This is a genomic window from Streptomyces sp. NBC_00028 (genome assembly GCF_045041065.1).
Classification (GTDB): domain Bacteria; phylum Actinomycetota; class Actinomycetes; order Streptomycetales; family Streptomycetaceae; genus Streptomyces.
In genome coordinates this window covers 5,021,064-5,035,711 of record NZ_CP108293.1, presented here as the reverse complement: position 1 = coordinate 5,035,711, position 14,648 = coordinate 5,021,064, and the positions used below count along the sequence as shown (strand labels likewise).

The 14,648-nt window shown below is 72.2% G+C and carries 14 protein-coding genes; 9 read left to right on the top strand and 5 right to left on the bottom strand.

Annotated elements, in window-relative coordinates:
* Positions 1-51: 51 nt before the first annotated feature.
* Positions 52-258 carry a hypothetical protein gene (locus OG885_RS22595; protein WP_405734428.1) on the top strand — a complete coding sequence of 69 codons (207 nt, stop codon included), beginning with the start codon at positions 52-54 and terminating at the stop codon, positions 256-258.
* 17 nt (positions 259-275) lie between these two features.
* Here the strand turns inward: OG885_RS22595 and OG885_RS22590 are convergent, their stop codons facing one another.
* Positions 276-761 (bottom strand): Lrp/AsnC family transcriptional regulator, encoded by a 486-nt coding sequence (locus OG885_RS22590; RefSeq protein WP_387773914.1) that lies wholly within the window; start codon positions 759-761, stop codon positions 276-278.
* 190 nt (positions 762-951) lie between these two features.
* Between OG885_RS22590 and pdhA the strand changes: the two genes are divergently transcribed.
* From pdhA to OG885_RS22560, 6 genes are all read left to right on the top strand, one after another.
* Positions 952-2,082: a pyruvate dehydrogenase (acetyl-transferring) E1 component subunit alpha gene (gene pdhA, locus OG885_RS22585; protein WP_405734426.1), complete on the top strand. Its 1,131-nt coding sequence runs from the start codon at positions 952-954 to the stop codon at positions 2,080-2,082.
* Positions 2,079-3,083 (top strand): alpha-ketoacid dehydrogenase subunit beta, encoded by a 1,005-nt coding sequence (locus tag OG885_RS22580; protein WP_405734424.1) that lies wholly within the window; start codon positions 2,079-2,081, stop codon positions 3,081-3,083. Before pdhA ends, OG885_RS22580 begins: the two co-directional genes overlap by 4 nt.
* Positions 3,083-4,426: a dihydrolipoamide acetyltransferase family protein gene (locus OG885_RS22575; protein ID WP_405734422.1), complete on the top strand. Its 1,344-nt coding sequence runs from the start codon at positions 3,083-3,085 to the stop codon at positions 4,424-4,426. The genes OG885_RS22580 and OG885_RS22575 overlap by 1 nt, the downstream gene beginning before the upstream one ends.
* An 812-nt stretch (positions 4,427-5,238) precedes the next feature.
* Positions 5,239-6,156: an NTP transferase domain-containing protein gene (locus OG885_RS22570; RefSeq protein WP_405734420.1), complete on the top strand. Its 918-nt coding sequence runs from the start codon at positions 5,239-5,241 to the stop codon at positions 6,154-6,156.
* Entirely contained in the window at positions 6,153-7,559 is a 1,407-nt protein-coding gene (locus OG885_RS22565) for a molybdopterin molybdotransferase MoeA (protein ID WP_405734418.1), read from the top strand. The genes OG885_RS22570 and OG885_RS22565 overlap by 4 nt, the downstream gene beginning before the upstream one ends.
* Positions 7,556-8,653: a potassium channel family protein gene (locus OG885_RS22560; RefSeq protein WP_405734416.1), complete on the top strand. Its 1,098-nt coding sequence runs from the start codon at positions 7,556-7,558 to the stop codon at positions 8,651-8,653. The genes OG885_RS22565 and OG885_RS22560 overlap by 4 nt, the downstream gene beginning before the upstream one ends.
* A gap of 6 nt (positions 8,654-8,659) precedes the next feature.
* Here OG885_RS22560 and OG885_RS22555 read toward each other — a convergent pair whose 3' ends face one another.
* A complete protein-coding gene (locus OG885_RS22555; RefSeq protein WP_405734414.1) occupies positions 8,660-9,508 on the bottom strand; it encodes an ABC transporter permease in 849 nt (282 codons plus the stop codon).
* Complete coding sequence (locus OG885_RS22550; RefSeq protein WP_405734412.1) at positions 9,505-10,518, bottom strand: ATP-binding cassette domain-containing protein; 1,014 nt, start codon at positions 10,516-10,518, stop codon at positions 9,505-9,507. The genes OG885_RS22555 and OG885_RS22550 overlap by 4 nt, the downstream gene beginning before the upstream one ends.
* A 231-nt stretch (positions 10,519-10,749) precedes the next feature.
* Here OG885_RS22550 and OG885_RS22545 point away from each other — a divergent pair, with 231 nt between their 5' ends.
* Entirely contained in the window at positions 10,750-11,730 is a 981-nt protein-coding gene (locus OG885_RS22545; RefSeq protein ID WP_405734410.1) for an NAD(P)H-quinone oxidoreductase, read from the top strand.
* Positions 11,731-11,747: 17 nt separating this feature from the next.
* On the opposite strand, the gene OG885_RS22540 is transcribed toward OG885_RS22545, so the two are convergent.
* Positions 11,748-12,425 carry a hypothetical protein gene (locus tag OG885_RS22540; protein WP_405734408.1) on the bottom strand — a complete coding sequence of 226 codons (678 nt, stop codon included), beginning with the start codon at positions 12,423-12,425 and terminating at the stop codon, positions 11,748-11,750.
* Between the two features lie 151 nt (positions 12,426-12,576).
* On the opposite strand from OG885_RS22540, the gene OG885_RS22535 reads away from it, so the two are divergent.
* Complete coding sequence (locus OG885_RS22535; protein WP_405734406.1) at positions 12,577-13,113, top strand: bacterial proteasome activator family protein; 537 nt, start codon at positions 12,577-12,579, stop codon at positions 13,111-13,113.
* A gap of 101 nt (positions 13,114-13,214) precedes the next feature.
* Here OG885_RS22535 and OG885_RS22530 read toward each other — a convergent pair whose 3' ends face one another.
* Positions 13,215-14,639 (bottom strand): dihydrolipoamide acetyltransferase family protein, encoded by a 1,425-nt coding sequence (locus tag OG885_RS22530; RefSeq protein WP_405734404.1) that lies wholly within the window; start codon positions 14,637-14,639, stop codon positions 13,215-13,217.
* Between the last annotated feature and the right edge of the window lie 9 nt (positions 14,640-14,648).

Below are 14,648 nucleotides of genomic sequence, written 5' to 3'. Positions count from 1 at the left end.
GTGAGTACGGCTCCGGATGCCGGGCTGGGCCTCAGCTGATGAGCTGGGCACATGATCCGGACCGCTCATCGCCACCTCACCTGGTGGAAGGCGCCGCTCGTCGCCTCCCTGCTCGGCCTGCCCTTCCTCGTCCTGGAGTACCGCTGGTTCGCGTCCCATCACGAGACCGGCGCCTTCGGAGGCGTCCTCTACTGGGCGGGCGCGCTCCTGCCGATGCTGTGGGTGATGCTCGCCATCGGGGCGACGTCCGGGGCCTGACCGCTCGGCCCGGCCGCTCAGCCCTGCGGCTCCAGGTCCTCCTCCTCGAAGACCAGCAGGGTGCGTGTGCTGAGGACCTCCGGGATGGCCTGGAGACGGGTGAGGACCAGCTCGCGCAGGGATCTGTTGTCCGGCGTGTGCACCAGGAGCAGCACGTCGAAGTCGCCGCCCACCAGAGCGATGTGGGAGGCGCCGGGGAGTTGGCGCAGCTGTTCGCGGACCGTGCGCCAGGTGTTCTGGACGATCTTCAGGGTGATGTACGCCGACGTGCCCTGACCCGCGCGTTCGTGGTCGACGCGGGCGCCGAAGCCACGGATGACGCCGTCCTCGATGAGGCGGTTGATACGCGCGTAGGCGTTGGCGCGGGAGACGTGGACCCGTTCGGCGACCGACCTTATCGACGCGCGGCCGTCGACCTGGAGCATCTGCAGGATGTCCTGGTCGATGGCGTCGAGGGGGCGCGGCGGTGGCAGGGGGGTGCCGCCCTCCGGGCCTTCGGCCATTTGTTCAGGTGCCATGTCCCCCCGCCTCCCTACCATGGACGTACTGCGTTCATTGCAGGCTGTGGAGAACCGTTTGTCCACAGCCTGAGGGTGCCTGTAGCCAAAATGTGCCGACGACCGAACAATCGGTAGGTGAGGCGCATCACAACCCGTGACGCGTCTGAAGCCGCTCCCACGAGGAGGTGCCGTCATGACGGTCATGGAGCAGCGGGGCGCGTACCGGCCATCACCGCCGCCCGCCTGGCAGCCCCGTACCGACCCCGCGCCGCTGCTGCCCGACGCGGAGCCGTACCGCGTCCTCGGCACAGAGGCCGCCGGGAAGGCCGATCCCGGCCTGCTGCGCCGCCTCTACGGAGAACTGGTGCGCGGCCGTCGGTACAACGCGCAGGCGACCGCCCTCACCAAGCAGGGCCGCCTCGCCGTCTACCCCTCCAGCACCGGCCAGGAGGCCTGCGAGGTCGCCGCCGCGCTGGTCCTTCAGGACCGTGACTGGCTCTTCCCCAGTTACCGGGACACCCTCGCCGCCGTCGCCCGGGGCCTCGACCCCGTGCAGGCGCTGACGCTGCTGCGCGGCGACTGGCACACCGGCTACGACCCGCACGAGCACCGTGTGGCGCCCCTGTGCACCCCGCTGGCCACCCAGCTCCCGCACGCGGTGGGCCTCGCGCACGCCGCCCGCCTCAAGGGCGACGACGTGGTCGCGCTCGCCATGGTCGGCGACGGCGGCACCAGCGAGGGCGACTTCCACGAGGCGCTGAACTTCGCCGCCGTCTGGCAGGCGCCGGTCGTCTTCCTCGTCCAGAACAACGGCTTCGCCATCTCCGTCCCGCTCGCCAAGCAGACCGCGGCCCCGTCGCTGGCCCACAAGGCCGTCGGCTACGGCATGCCCGGCCGGCTGGTCGACGGCAACGACGCGGCGGCCGTGCACGAGGTCCTCGCCGACGCCGTACGCCGCGCGCGTGAGGGCGGCGGACCCACCCTCGTCGAGGCCATCACGTACCGCGTGGAGGCCCACACCAACGCCGACGACGCGACCCGCTACCGCGGTGACACGGAGGTCGACGCCTGGCGCGACCACGACCCGATCAAGCTCCTGGAGCACGAGCTGACCACGCGCGGGCTCCTCGACGACGCCGGCATACAGGCCGCCCGCGACGCCGCCGAGACCATGGCCGCCGACCTGCGCGAGCGCATGAACCAGGACCCGGCGCTCGACCCCATGGACCTGTTCGACCACGTCTACGCCGAGCAGACCCAGCAACTTCGCGAGCAGCGGGCCCAGTTGCAGGCCGAGCTCGAAGCAGAGGGGGAGACTCCATGACCACCGTCGCGGTGAAGCCCGCCACCATGGCGCAGGCCCTCACGCGCGCGATGCGCGACGCGATGGCCGCCGACCCCACCGTCCATGTCATGGGCGAGGACGTCGGCACCCTCGGCGGTGTCTTCCGCGTCACCGACGGCCTCGCCAAGGAGTTCGGCGAGGACCGCTGCACCGACACCCCGCTCGCCGAGGCCGGCATCCTCGGCACGGCCGTCGGCATGGCGATGTACGGGCTCAGGCCGGTCGTGGAGATGCAGTTCGACGCGTTCGCCTACCCCGCGTTCGAGCAGCTGATCAGCCATGTCGCCCGGATGCGCAACCGCACGCGCGGCGCGATGCCCCTGCCGATCACCATCCGGGTGCCCTACGGCGGCGGCATCGGCGGTGTCGAGCACCACAGCGACTCCTCCGAGGCGTACTACCTGGCGACCCCGGGACTCCATGTCGTCACGCCCGCCACGGTCGCCGACGCCTACGGCCTGCTGCGCGCCTCGATCGCCTCCGACGACCCGGTCGTCTTCCTCGAACCCAAGCGCCTGTACTGGTCGAAGGACTCCTGGAACCCGGACGAGCCGCAGAGCGTTGAGCCGATAGGCCGCGCGGTGGTGCGGCGCTCGGGCCGGAGCGCCACACTCATCACGTACGGGCCGTCCGTACCCGTCTGCCTCGAAGCCGCCGAGGCGGCCCGGGCCGAGGGGTGGGACCTCGAAGTCGTCGACCTGCGCTCCCTGGTGCCGTTCGACGACGAGACGGTCTGCGCCTCGGTACGGCGGACCGGACGAGCGGTCGTCGTACACGAGTCGGGCGGGTTCGGCGGCCCGGGCGGGGAGATCGCGGCCCGTGTCACGGAGCGCTGCTTCCACCATCTGGAGGCGCCGGTGCTGCGCGTGGCCGGGTTCGACATTCCCTACCCGCCGCCGATGCTGGAGCGTCACCACCTGCCCGGCGTGGACCGGATCCTGGACGCGGTGGGGCGTCTGCAGTGGGAGGCCGAGAGCTGATGGCACAGGTGTTGGAGTTCAAGCTCCCCGACCTCGGGGAGGGGCTCACCGAGGCGGAGATCGTCCGCTGGCTGGTGGAGGTCGGTGACGTCGTCGCCGTCGACCAGCCGGTCGTCGAGGTCGAGACCGCCAAGGCGCTGGTCGACGTGCCCTGCCCCTACGGCGGTGTCGTCACGGCCCGCTTCGGCGAGGAGGGCACGGAACTGCCCGTCGGGGCGCCGCTGATCACGGTCGCGGTGGGGGCGCCTGCCTCCGCCTCCGGCGGTTCGGCGGAGGAAGCCGACGCCGGCGTGAAGACCGAGGGGTCCGGCAACGTGCTGGTGGGATACGGCACCTCGGAGGCACCGGCGCGGCGCAGAAGGGTACGGACGCCTGCGGCGCCCAAGGCGGCGAACGGGCGCCCTGCGGTTCCCGACGTGGTGGAGGGGCCGGTTCCGGTGATCTCGCCGCTGGTGCGCAGGCTCGCCCGGGAGAACGGCCTCGATCTGCGGGAGTTGACCGGGTCAGGACCCGAGGGGCTGATCCTGCGGGCGGACGTGGAGTACGCGCTGAAGGCGGCCACGACCCAAGGGCGTCCCGCCTCCCAGCCGACGGCCGTGGCGCACGCCCCGGAACCGACGCCCACGCCGACGGCCCTCACCGGCCCCGCCGCCGGAGGCATCCGCACCCCCCTCAAGGGCATCCGCGGTGCCGTCGCCGACAAGCTGTCCCGCAGCCGGCGCGAGATCCCGGACGCCACCTGCTGGGTGGACGCCGACGCGACCGAACTCATGCGCGCGCGTGCCGCGATGAACGCGGCCGGGGGACCGAAGATCTCCTTGCTCGCCCTGCTGGCCCGCATCTGCACGGCGGCCCTCGCCCGCCACCCCGAGCTCAACTCCACGGTCGACATGGCGGCCAGGGAGGTCGTCCAGTTCGACGAGGTGCACCTCGGGTTCGCCGCCCAGACCGAGCGCGGCCTGGTCGTGCCCGTCGTCCGGGACGCGCACGCGCGGGACGCCGAGTCGCTGTCCGCGGAGTTCGCCCGGCTGACCGAGGCCGCCCGCACGGGGAGTCTCACGCCCGGGGAACTCACCGGCGGGACCTTCACGTTGAACAACTACGGCGTCTTCGGCGTCGACGGTTCCACGCCGATCATCAACCACCCCGAGGCCGCCATGCTCGGCGTCGGCCGCATCATCCCCAAGCCGTGGGTGCACGAGGGAGAGCTGGCGGTACGACAGGTCGTCCAGCTGTCGCTCACCTTCGACCACCGCGTCTGCGACGGCGGCACGGCGGGCGGCTTCCTGCGCTACGTGGCGGACTGCGTCGAACAACCGGCGGTGCTCCTGCGCACGCTCTGACCGGGGCGCCCCACGCGCACACCCGCGATGCGCGGTGACCCGGCGTGCTCAGGGCCATGGGGCGGCCCCACACCCACCCACAGCTGCGAGGCGCCCCCTGACCCGCCCCGCATCGCCAGGCGACCCCCGCCATCCCTTGTCGCGAGGCGCGCCCCGCCACCCCTCGTCGCGAGGCGCGCCCCGAGCGCACCCGGGGTGCGGGGTCACCCACGCGAACCCCGGGTGAAGAGTCACCTACGCCCACTCAGGCCCCCGAGGAGCCCCACGCGCGCCCCAGGGAGCCACGGGGCCGCTCCACGCCCACATGGGGTTGCGAGGCACCCGACGCCCACATGGGGTTGCGAGGCACCCGACGCCCACATGGGGTTGCGAGGCACCCGACGCCCACATGGGGTTGCGAGGCACCCGACGCCCACATGGGGTTGCGAGGCACCCGACGCCCACATGGGGTCGCGAGGCACCCGACGCCCACATGGGGTCGCGAGGCACCCGACGCCCACACGGGGTCGCGAGGCACCCCCCCGCCCACTCAGGACCCCGAGAGGCCCCACGCGCACCCCGCGCCGCGAGGCGCCCCACGTGCACTCCGGTTCGCGGGGCACCCCGTTCCCGCCCCGGGGCGCGGGGCGCCCCACCTGCACTGCGGTTCGCGGGGCACCCCGTTCCCGCCCCGGGCGCGAGGCGCCCCACCTGCACTCCGGTTCACGGCGCCCCCACACCCACCCCGTGGTCGCGAGGCGACCCCGGTGCACCCTGTGATTGCGGAGCCCCCGTGCGTTCCCTGTGATCGCTGCGGACCGCATACTCGGAGGGTGACCTCGTACGAGCCCGTGGGCTCCCCCGGTGCCGACCTCGGGTACGACGTCGTCGTGCTTGCCGGGGGTGCCGCTCGGCGGCTCGGGGGCGTGGACAAGCCCGGGGTGCGTGTGGGCGGGCGGGCGTTGCTGGAACGAGTGTTGGCCGCCTGTGCCGACGCCCGCACCACCGTCGTCGTCGCCGATCCCCGGCCCACCGCCCGGCCCGTCATCTGGGCGCGCGAGGAGCCACCCGGCGGCGGCCCCCTCGCCGCGCTAGGCGCCGGGTTGCGTCACGCCACGGCGCGGGACGTCGTCGTCCTCTCCGCCGACCTGCCGTTCCTCACGACGGACACCGTCCGCCGGCTGCTGACCGCCCTGCGCGCGGCCGGCACCGAGGGAGCGCTGCTCACCGACGCCGACGGCCGCGACCAACCCCTCGTCGCCGCCTACCGCGCCTCCGCACTGCGCCGCGAGCTCACCACGCTCACGCAAGCGCACGACGGCCTCACCGGGCTGCCCCTGCGCCGGCTCACCGCAGGACTCCACCTCACCCGTGTCCCGGACCCCGTCGCGTCCTTCGACTGCGACACCTGGGACGACATCGCCGCCGCCAGGGCACGTATCAGGGAGCATGGACCCGTGCTGGATGAATGGATCTCCGCAGTCAAGGACGAGCTGGGCATCGATCTCGACGTCGACACCGGCGTCCTGCTCGACCTCGCCCGCGACGCCGCCCACAACGTGGCCAGGCCCGGGGCGCCGCTGACCACCTTCCTCGTCGGCTATGCCGCCGCGCAGGCCGGGGGAGGGCCCGAGGCGGTCGCCGAAGCCGCCCGAAAGGCCACCGCCCTCGCCCTCGCCTGGCCCGATGAGGAGACAGCCGATCCCAAACCCGGCGACACCAGCACGGCCTCCGGCACGGACGCCGGATGACCGCCCGCTCCGCCCGGACCGGCGCCGAGACCGAGGACGCCGAGGACCTGGACGTCGAGGAGGTGCTCGCCCTCGTGAACGACCGCCGAGACTTGGGCCGCACCCAGGGCGAGGCACTCCCGCCGGTGCCCCCGCCCACCGCGCCGACGCAGAGCGACGCCCCCGGCAAGCCCGACACCCACCACCGCGCCACCCCCTGGCCCGAGGCCCGCGCCATCGCCGCCCGAGCGGCCCGCGCCGCCCGCCCCGGCAGTCGGACCGCCCACCGCCCCCCCGTCTCCGTGCCCCTCGACGCCGCCCTCGGCCTCACCCTGGCCGCGCCCCTCAACGCCCTTACCGACCTGCCCTCCTTCGACACCTCGGCGATGGACGGCTGGGCGGTCGCCGGGCCGGGACCATGGGACGTACGGGACGAGGGTGTCCTGGCCGGGCACGCCGAGCCCCAGCCGCTCAGCGACGGTGAGGCCGTCCGGATCGCGACCGGCGCCCGGATCCCGCCGGACACCACCGCGGTGCTGCGCAGCGAGCACGGCCGTACCGACACTCAGGGCCGACTGCACGCCATCCGTGAGACCAAGCACGGCCAGGACATCCGCCCGCGCGGCCAGGAGTGCCGCGACGGCGACCAACTCCTGCCCGTGGGCACCCTCGTGACCCCGGCCGTCCTCGGGCTCGCCGCGGCCGCCGGGTACGACACCCTCACCGCGGTCCCCCGCCCCCGCGTCGAAGTCCTCGTCCTGGGCGACGAGTTGCTCACCGAGGGCCGGCCCCGTGAAGGCCTCATCCGGGACGCGCTCGGTCCGATGCTGCCGCCCTGGCTGCGCGCACTCGGCGCCGAGGTCATCGCCGTACGCCGACTCGGCGACGACGCGAGCGCCCTGCACAAGGCGATCACCGGCTCCGACGCCGACCTCATCGTCACCACCGGCGGCACCGCCTCCGGTCCGGTCGACCACGTCCACCCCACCTTGCAGCGGATCGGCGCCGAACTCCTCGTCAACGGCGTGAAGGTGCGCCCGGGGCATCCGATGCTGCTGGCCCGTATCAAGGAGAACCAGCACCTCGTCGGCCTGCCCGGCAACCCCCTCGCCGCCGTCTCCGGGCTGCTCACCCTCGCCGAGCCGCTGCTGCGGACGCTCGCCGCCCATCCCGCTCCGGAGGCGTACGGGCTTCCTCTGCGGGACGAGGTCCACGGCCACCCGCACGACACCCGGCTCATCCCCGTCGTCCTGCGCGGTGACAGTGCCGTCCCGCTGCACTACAACGGTCCGGCCATGCTGCGCGGCATCGCGGCGGCCGACGCCCTGGCCGTCGTACCGCCCGGTGGTGCGCGGGCGGGTCAGGAGCTGGAACTTCTCGATCTGCCCTGGGCGTCCGCCGGGATCGGGGTGTGTTTCACGTGAAACTTCCGGGCCATGACGCGATCGCCCGCCAGGCGGACGAGCATCTCGTGACCCATCGGGTGAAGCTCCCGAAGAAGGTGGTGGAGCACCCGTTCCGGCAGGTCGCCAAGCGGGTCCTCATGGCGCTGCTGGTGCTCTCGGCGACCGCGCTGCTCGTGTACTTCGACCACGACGGCTACAACGACACCTCCGACGGCTCGGTCGACTTCCTCGACGCCTGGTACTACGCGACCGTCACCCTCTCCACCACCGGATACGGCGACATCACCCCGGTCAGCGACGCCGCCCGGCTCACCAACATCTTCGTTGTCACGCCCCTGCGCGTGCTGTTCCTGATCATCCTGGTCGGCACCACGCTCGAAGTCCTCACCGAACGCACCCGGGAGGAATGGCGGCTCAACCGCTGGAGGTCCACCTTGCGTGAGCACACCGTCGTCGTCGGCTTCGGGACCAAGGGGCGGTCGGCGATCCAGACCGTCTGTGCCACGGGACTGAAGAAAGAGCAGGTGGTCGTGGTCGACCCCAGCTCCAAGGTGATCGACGCCGCGACCGCCGAGGGCTTCGCGGGGGTCATCGGGGACGCGACGCGCAGCGATGTGCTGAAGCGGGCCGAGGTCCACAAGGCGCGGAAGATCATCATCGCGACGCAGCGGGACGACACCGCCGTCCTCGTCACCCTCACCGCACGGCAGCTCAACAAGAGCGCCAAGATCGTGGCCGCGGTGCGCGAGGAGGAGAACGCGCCGCTGCTCAAGCAGTCCGGCGCGGACGCCGTCATCACCAGTGCGAGCGCGGCCGGACGGCTGCTCGGGCTGTCCGTGCTGAGCCCCGCGGCCGGCATGGTGATGGAGGACCTCGTCCAGCAGGGCAGCGGCCTCGACATCATCGAACGGCCGGTCATAAAGGCCGAGGTGGGCATGGGCCCGCGCGAGACCACCGACCTGGTGGTGAGTGTCGTACGAGGACATCGGGTGCTCGGTTACGACGACCCGGCCATCGGGACGCTGGAGCTGACCGACCGTTTGATCACCATCGTGCGGGCGTCGCCGGGTGCGCAGGTGGCACCCGACGTCCGGCCGCTGCCGCAGGACTGAGGCACCTCATTTGCGGTTGTAGAGACGCATGGTGATCGGGCCGAAGACCAGCACGAACAGGCCCGCCCACCCCAGCGACCAGGCGATCTCGTCGGCCGGCCAGTCACCCGCCATCAGCCCTCGGACGGCCGAGGAGAGATGGGTGATCGGGCTGTTGTTGACGAACGCCTGGAGCCAGCCCGGCATGGTCTTCGGGTCCACGAAGACGTTGGACAGGAAGGTCAGCGGGAAGATCACCATCATGCTGACGCCCATCACCGACTTCTCCGTGCGCAGCATCAGCCCGAACATGGTCCAGATCCACGAGAACGCGAAGGAGAACGCGACCAGCAGGGCGATCCCGGCGAGCACACCGCCGACCCCGCCGTCCGGGCGGTAGCCGATGATCATGCCGACGACGAGCATCACGATCGAGGCGATCGTGTAGCGCAGGGCGTCGCCCAGCAGATAGCCGACCATCGTCGACGGCCGCCAGATGGGCAGCGACCGGAACCGGTCGAAGACGCCCTTCTCGATGTCGGTGTTCACGGAGACACCCGTGTACATCGTGATCATCACGACCGACATCACCAGGATCCCCGGCAGCAGGAACTGGATGTACTCCTTCGGGGAGCCGGCCAGGGCGCCCCCGAACAGGTACGTGTACATCAGCACCATCATGATCGGGAACGCGGTCACGTCGAAGAGCTGCTCGGGGACGTGCTTGATCTTCAGGATCGCCCGCCAGCCGAAGGTGAGGGAGGCGGACAGCGCGCTGGGCCGCGGCGGCCGCTCCCCGGCGACCAGCAGCGCGGCCAGCGACTCGGCGCTGACGGGGGCGAGGTCCTTGGCCTCGGTGGTGGTCGCGGTGCTCATGCCGCCGCCTCTTCCTTCGCGTCGGGGACTTCGTGGGTGTCGTGTCCGGTGAGGGCGAGGAACACCTCGTCCAGGCTGGGCTGGCCCAGCGAGAAGTTGTCGACGGTGATGCCGGCCCGGGCCAGTTCGGCGAGCGCGCGGGAAGCCTGCTCCGCCGCGGAGTCGCCCGCCCCGGACAGCCGTGCCGTGAGCGCCACCGGGTCCGGCTCCTGCTGTACGTCCGTGTCGAGGGCGAGCCTCAGCACCCGCTCCGCCTCCGGCCGCCGCGCCGGATCACGCAGCCGCAGATGCACGGACCCGGCCCCCACGGACGCCTTCAGCTCGCCCTTGGTCCCCTCGGCGATCACCTTTCCGCGGTCGATGACGGCGATCCGCGACGCCAGCTGGTCGGCCTCGTCCAGATACTGCGTGGTCAGCAGCACGGTGGTGCCCTGGGCGACGACCGCGCGCACGATGTCCCACACCTGGTTGCGGCTGCGCGGGTCGAGCCCGGTCGTCGGCTCGTCGAGGAACAGCAGGTCGGGGGTGTTCAGGATGGACGCGGCGATGTCGATACGGCGTCGCATGCCGCCCGAGTAGTGCTTGACCTGCTTTCCGGCCGCGTCCGTGAGACCGAAGGCCTCCAGCAACTGGCCGGCCCGCACCCGCGCGGCCTTCTTGTGGTGGCCGAGGAGACGGCCGAGCAGGATCAGGTTCTCCAGGCCGGTGAGGTCCTCGTCGACGGAGGCGTACTGGCCGGTGAGGCTCACCCGGCCGCGTACCTCGTCGGCCTCGCGGACGACGTCGTGGCCGAAGACATGGGCTTCGCCGCCGTCGGGGCGCAGCAGGGTGGCGAGCATCTTCACGGTGGTGGTCTTGCCGGCGCCGTTCGGTCCGAGGACGCCGTAGACCGTCCCCGCCGGGACGGCGAGGTCGACTCCGTCCACGGCCCGGGTCTCGCCGAACGTCTTCACCAGTCCCGCGGTCTCGATGGCCAGGCCGGAGGTGCTCCGGCTCGGGGTGGGGCTCATGGCGGGGTGTCCTTCCGCGTGCGGGTCGCGTGCGCGTTCCTGGGCTACGCATGGGGAGACCTTTACCGTCGCGCAAACTCATCGGTGGCGCACAGGAATTTCCGGGCGGCCCTGCCCAAAGGCGGATGCGGCCCAGGCCAACGGCCGATGCGGCCCCGGCCTGAGACCGATGCGGCCCCGTCCAAAGGCCGATCGGCAGGGGACCGGAGACCGAGGAGTAGCGTCGCCCCCATGCGAGCGATCACGATTCCCGAACCCGGTGGGCCCGAGGCGTTGGTCTGGAGCGAGGTCCCCGATCCGGTGCCCGGCGAGGGCGAGGTGCTGGTCGAGGTGGTGGCCAGTGCCGTCAACCGGGCCGACATCCTGCAACGGCAGGGCTTCTATGACCCTCCGCCCGGCGCCTCCCCCTACCCCGGCCTGGAGTGCTCCGGCCGGGTCGCCGCGATCGGCACCGGCGTCTCCGGCTGGGCCGTCGGCGACGAGGTGTGCGCGCTGCTGGCGGGCGGCGGTTACGCCGAGAAGGTCGTCGTCCCGGCCGGTCAGCTGCTGCCCGTGCCCAAGGGGCTCGACCTGCGGGAGGCCGCCGCGCTGCCCGAGGTGACCTGCACGGTCTGGTCCAACGTCTTCATGGTCTCCCATCTGCGCCCCGGCGAGACCCTGCTCGTGCACGGCGGCTCCAGCGGCATCGGCACGATGGCGATCCAGCTCGCGAAGGCCGTCGGCGCGAAGGTCGCCGTGACGGCGGGCACTCGGGCCAAGCTCGACCGGTGTGCCGAGCTGGGCGCGGACATCCTGGTCAACTACAAGGAGCAGGACTTCGTCGAGGAGATCAGGAAGGCCACGGACGGCGCGGGCGCCGACGTCATCCTCGACAACATGGGCGCCAAGTACCTGGACCGCAACGTCAGGGCCCTCGCGGTCAACGGCCGCCTCGCGATCATCGGCATGCAGGGCGGCATCAAGGGCGAGCTGAACATCGCCATGCTCCTCTCCAAGCGCGCCGCCGTCAGCGCGACCTCGCTGCGCGCCCGCCCGCTGAGCGAGAAGACGTCGATCGTGGCGGCCGTACGCGAACACGTCTGGCCCCTCCTCGACGGCGGCCACGTCCGCCCGGTCGTCGACCGGCAGATCCCCATGAGCGACGCGGCGCTGGCCCACCGGGTGGTGGAGGAGAGCGGCCACGTGGGCAAGGTGCTGCTGGTGGTGGAGTAACCGACGGGTATTGGTTGTCAGCTGCGGCGTAGGCGCACGCCCAGCAGGGCGAGCGCGAGGCCCAGGCCGATCAGGACCAGTCCGCTGCCGAGCGGCAGGATGCGCAGGACGGGCTGGGCGGGGGGCGTGGCCTCGGTGACGGCCTGCTCGATCGGCTGCCGCGACGGCGCGACGGGCCGCCGCGACGCCTCCGGTACGGCGGTGGCGGCGCCGTCGGCCGCATGCTCAGCGCCTTCGTCCGTCGCCGCCGAGTCCTCCGCCCCTGTGTCCTCCGCTCCCGTGTCCTCTGCTCCCGTGTCCTCCGTCCCGCTGTCCGCCTCCTCTGTCGCCCCGTCGTCCTCCACCCGCCGTCCCGGGCGCTCGCGCCCCTCGCCCGCCCGGCTCCCGGCCCGGGACGGCTCGGCGTGCGGGGCGGGAGCGGGCCGGCCGGGGCGCGGGGATGCCGCGGATGGTGCCGGGGAGGCCGTTTCCCGAGGTGAATGCGGTACGTCGGTGGCGGCCCCTTCGGGTGCGCGGGTGGTGGCCCGTTCGGGTACGCGGGTGGCGGCACCCTCCGACGCGCGCACCCCCGGCGTCGGCCCGGCGCTCATCGCCACCACCGCCGCCATCGCGTCGTACGGCAGCAGCACCGCCCCACCCGTTCCCAGGGCGATCACCAGTCCGGTAGTGCGCACGGTGCGCAGCCATCGCGTCACAGGACCAGCGTCACATCGCCCCACGATTCCGGCATCACGGGTACCGCCGCCGGGTCCGACCCCCACGGAATCGGCCGCACTGTAAACGGTGGATCACCCTCCACCGGGGGCACCCCAGTGATGAGGTGTACGGGTGCGAGAGAATGGCGGCATGGAGATGCCGAGGAACGAACGGTCGTCCGAACAGCCGCAGATCCTGGTCGTGGGCCAGGACGGGATGGCGCTCGGCGGCACCGGGGACGAGGACTCCCGCGAGCTTCCGGTGACGGAGATGGTGGAGCAGCCCGCCAAGGTCATGCGGATCGGCAGCATGATCAAGCAGCTGCTGGAGGAGGTGCGCGCGGCTCCTCTCGACGAGGCGAGCCGGGTCCGGCTGAAGGAGATCCACCGCAGCTCCGTCAAGGAGCTGGAGGACGGTCTGGCGCCGGAGCTCGTCGAGGAGCTGGAACGGCTCTCCCTGCCCTTCTCGGACGGGGCGACCCCGAGCGACGCCGAACTGCGGATCGCGCAGGCCCAGTTGGTCGGCTGGCTGGAGGGCCTCTTCCACGGCATCCAGACCACGCTGTTCGCCCAGCAGATGGCCGCGCGGGCCCAGTTGGAGCAGATGCGCCGGGCGCTGCCGCCGGGCGTGGGCCATGACGGCGAGGACGGGCACCCGGGCGCACGCACCGGCGGGCCGTACCTCTAGACGGTCAGCGAACAGACAGTCGGCGAATAGGCACTCAGCGACGAGACAGTCAGCGAGAAGGGGGCCGGCGTCCGTGGACGCCGGCCCCCTTCACTCATGTCTCACGCCCAGGTGATCAGCCGCTTGGGCTGCTCCAGGATCGCGGCCACGTCCGCCAGCACCTTGGAGCCCAGCTCCCCGTCCACCAGACGGTGGTCGAAGCTGAGCGCCAGCGTGGTGACCTGACGCGGCTTCACCTTGCCCTTGTGGACCCACGGCTGGAGCTTGATCGCGCCGACCGCGAGGATCGCGGACTCGCCGGGGTTGAGGATGGGCGTACCGGTGTCGACGCCGAAGACGCCGACGTTGGTGATCGTCACCGTGCCGCCCTGCATCGCGGCCGGGGAGGTCTTGCCGTCCCGCGCCGTCGACACCAACTCGCCGAGCGATTGCGCCAGTTGCGGCAGCGTCTTGGTGTGGGCGTCCTTGATGTTCGGGACGATCAGGCCGCGCGGGGTGGCCGCGGCGATGCCCAGGTTCACATAGTGCTTGAGCACGATCTCCTGGTTGGCCTCGTCCCAGGAGGCGTTGACCTCGGGGTTGCGCCTGATCGCGACCAGCAGGGCCTTGGCGATGAGGAGGAGCGGGTTGACCCGCAGCCCTGCCATCTCCTTGTCCTGCTTGAGCTCCTCGACCAGCTTCATCGTCCGGGTCACGTCGACGGTCACGAACTCCGTGACATGCGGGGCGGTGAACGCCGAGCCGACCATCGCCGCCGCGGTCGCCTTGCGCACGCCCTTGACCGGGACACGCGTCTCGCGCGCGGTGTCGTACGTCGGCACGGGCGCGGGAGCCTGGACAGGCGCCGGTGCCGCTACGACCTCCGGGGCCGGGGCCGCCGCCGCGTGGACGTCCTCGCGCGTGATGATGCCGTCCGGGCCGGACGGGACGACCGTCGTCAGGTCGACGCCGAGGTCCTTGGCCAGCTTGCGCACCGGGGGCTTCGCCAGCGGGCGCTCCTGGACGGCCGGGGCCACCGCCTGGACGGCCGGGGCCACCGCCTGGGCGGCTTCCGTCACCGCGCCCCCGTGGCCGTTCAGCTCGCTCTGGATCGCCGCCGAGGCCTCCTGGACCGGGATCTGGGGGCCCTTGCGGGGGCGGCGCTTGGTCGAGGACGCGGCGACGCCGTATCCGACGAGGACGGGCTGGCGTCCCTCGGGCTTCTTCTCGGGCTCGGGAGCCGCAGAGGTCACGGGGGCCGCCTCAGGGGCCGGGGCAGCCGCCCCGCCCGACACGTCCACCGCGATGATCGACGTGCCCACGTCGACCGTGGTGCCCTCGGGGAAGTGGAGTTCCCGGACGACACCGTCGTAGGGGATGGGCAGCTCGACGGCCGCCTTGGCGGTCTCGACCTCGCACACCACCTGGCCGTCGGTGACCGTGTCACCGGGCTGGACGTACCACTTGAGGATCTCGGCCTCGGTGAGTCCCTCGCCCACGTCGGGCATCTTGAACTCGCGTACGGACGCTTCAGTCATCGTCGTCACGACCCTCTC

Excerpts from the sequence above, each read along its gene's own strand:
- OG885_RS22575 (WP_405734422.1), top strand. The coding sequence starts at position 3,083 with ATGGCACAGGTGTTGGAGTTCAAGCTCCCCGACCTCGGGGAGGGGCTC.
- OG885_RS22545 (WP_405734410.1), top strand. The coding sequence starts at position 10,750 with ATGCGAGCGATCACGATTCCCGAACCCGGTGGGCCCGAGGCGTTGGTC.
- OG885_RS22590 (WP_387773914.1), bottom strand. The coding sequence starts at position 761 with ATGGCCGAAGGCCCGGAGGGCGGCACCCCCCTGCCACCGCCGCGCCCC.
- OG885_RS22595 (WP_405734428.1), top strand. The coding sequence starts at position 52 with ATGATCCGGACCGCTCATCGCCACCTCACCTGGTGGAAGGCGCCGCTC.
- OG885_RS22565 (WP_405734418.1), top strand. The coding sequence starts at position 6,153 with ATGACCGCCCGCTCCGCCCGGACCGGCGCCGAGACCGAGGACGCCGAG.
- OG885_RS22535 (WP_405734406.1), top strand. The coding sequence starts at position 12,577 with ATGGAGATGCCGAGGAACGAACGGTCGTCCGAACAGCCGCAGATCCTG.
- pdhA (WP_405734426.1), top strand. The coding sequence starts at position 952 with ATGACGGTCATGGAGCAGCGGGGCGCGTACCGGCCATCACCGCCGCCC.
- OG885_RS22580 (WP_405734424.1), top strand. The coding sequence starts at position 2,079 with ATGACCACCGTCGCGGTGAAGCCCGCCACCATGGCGCAGGCCCTCACG.
- OG885_RS22550 (WP_405734412.1), bottom strand. The coding sequence starts at position 10,518 with ATGAGCCCCACCCCGAGCCGGAGCACCTCCGGCCTGGCCATCGAGACC.
- OG885_RS22555 (WP_405734414.1), bottom strand. The coding sequence starts at position 9,508 with ATGAGCACCGCGACCACCACCGAGGCCAAGGACCTCGCCCCCGTCAGC.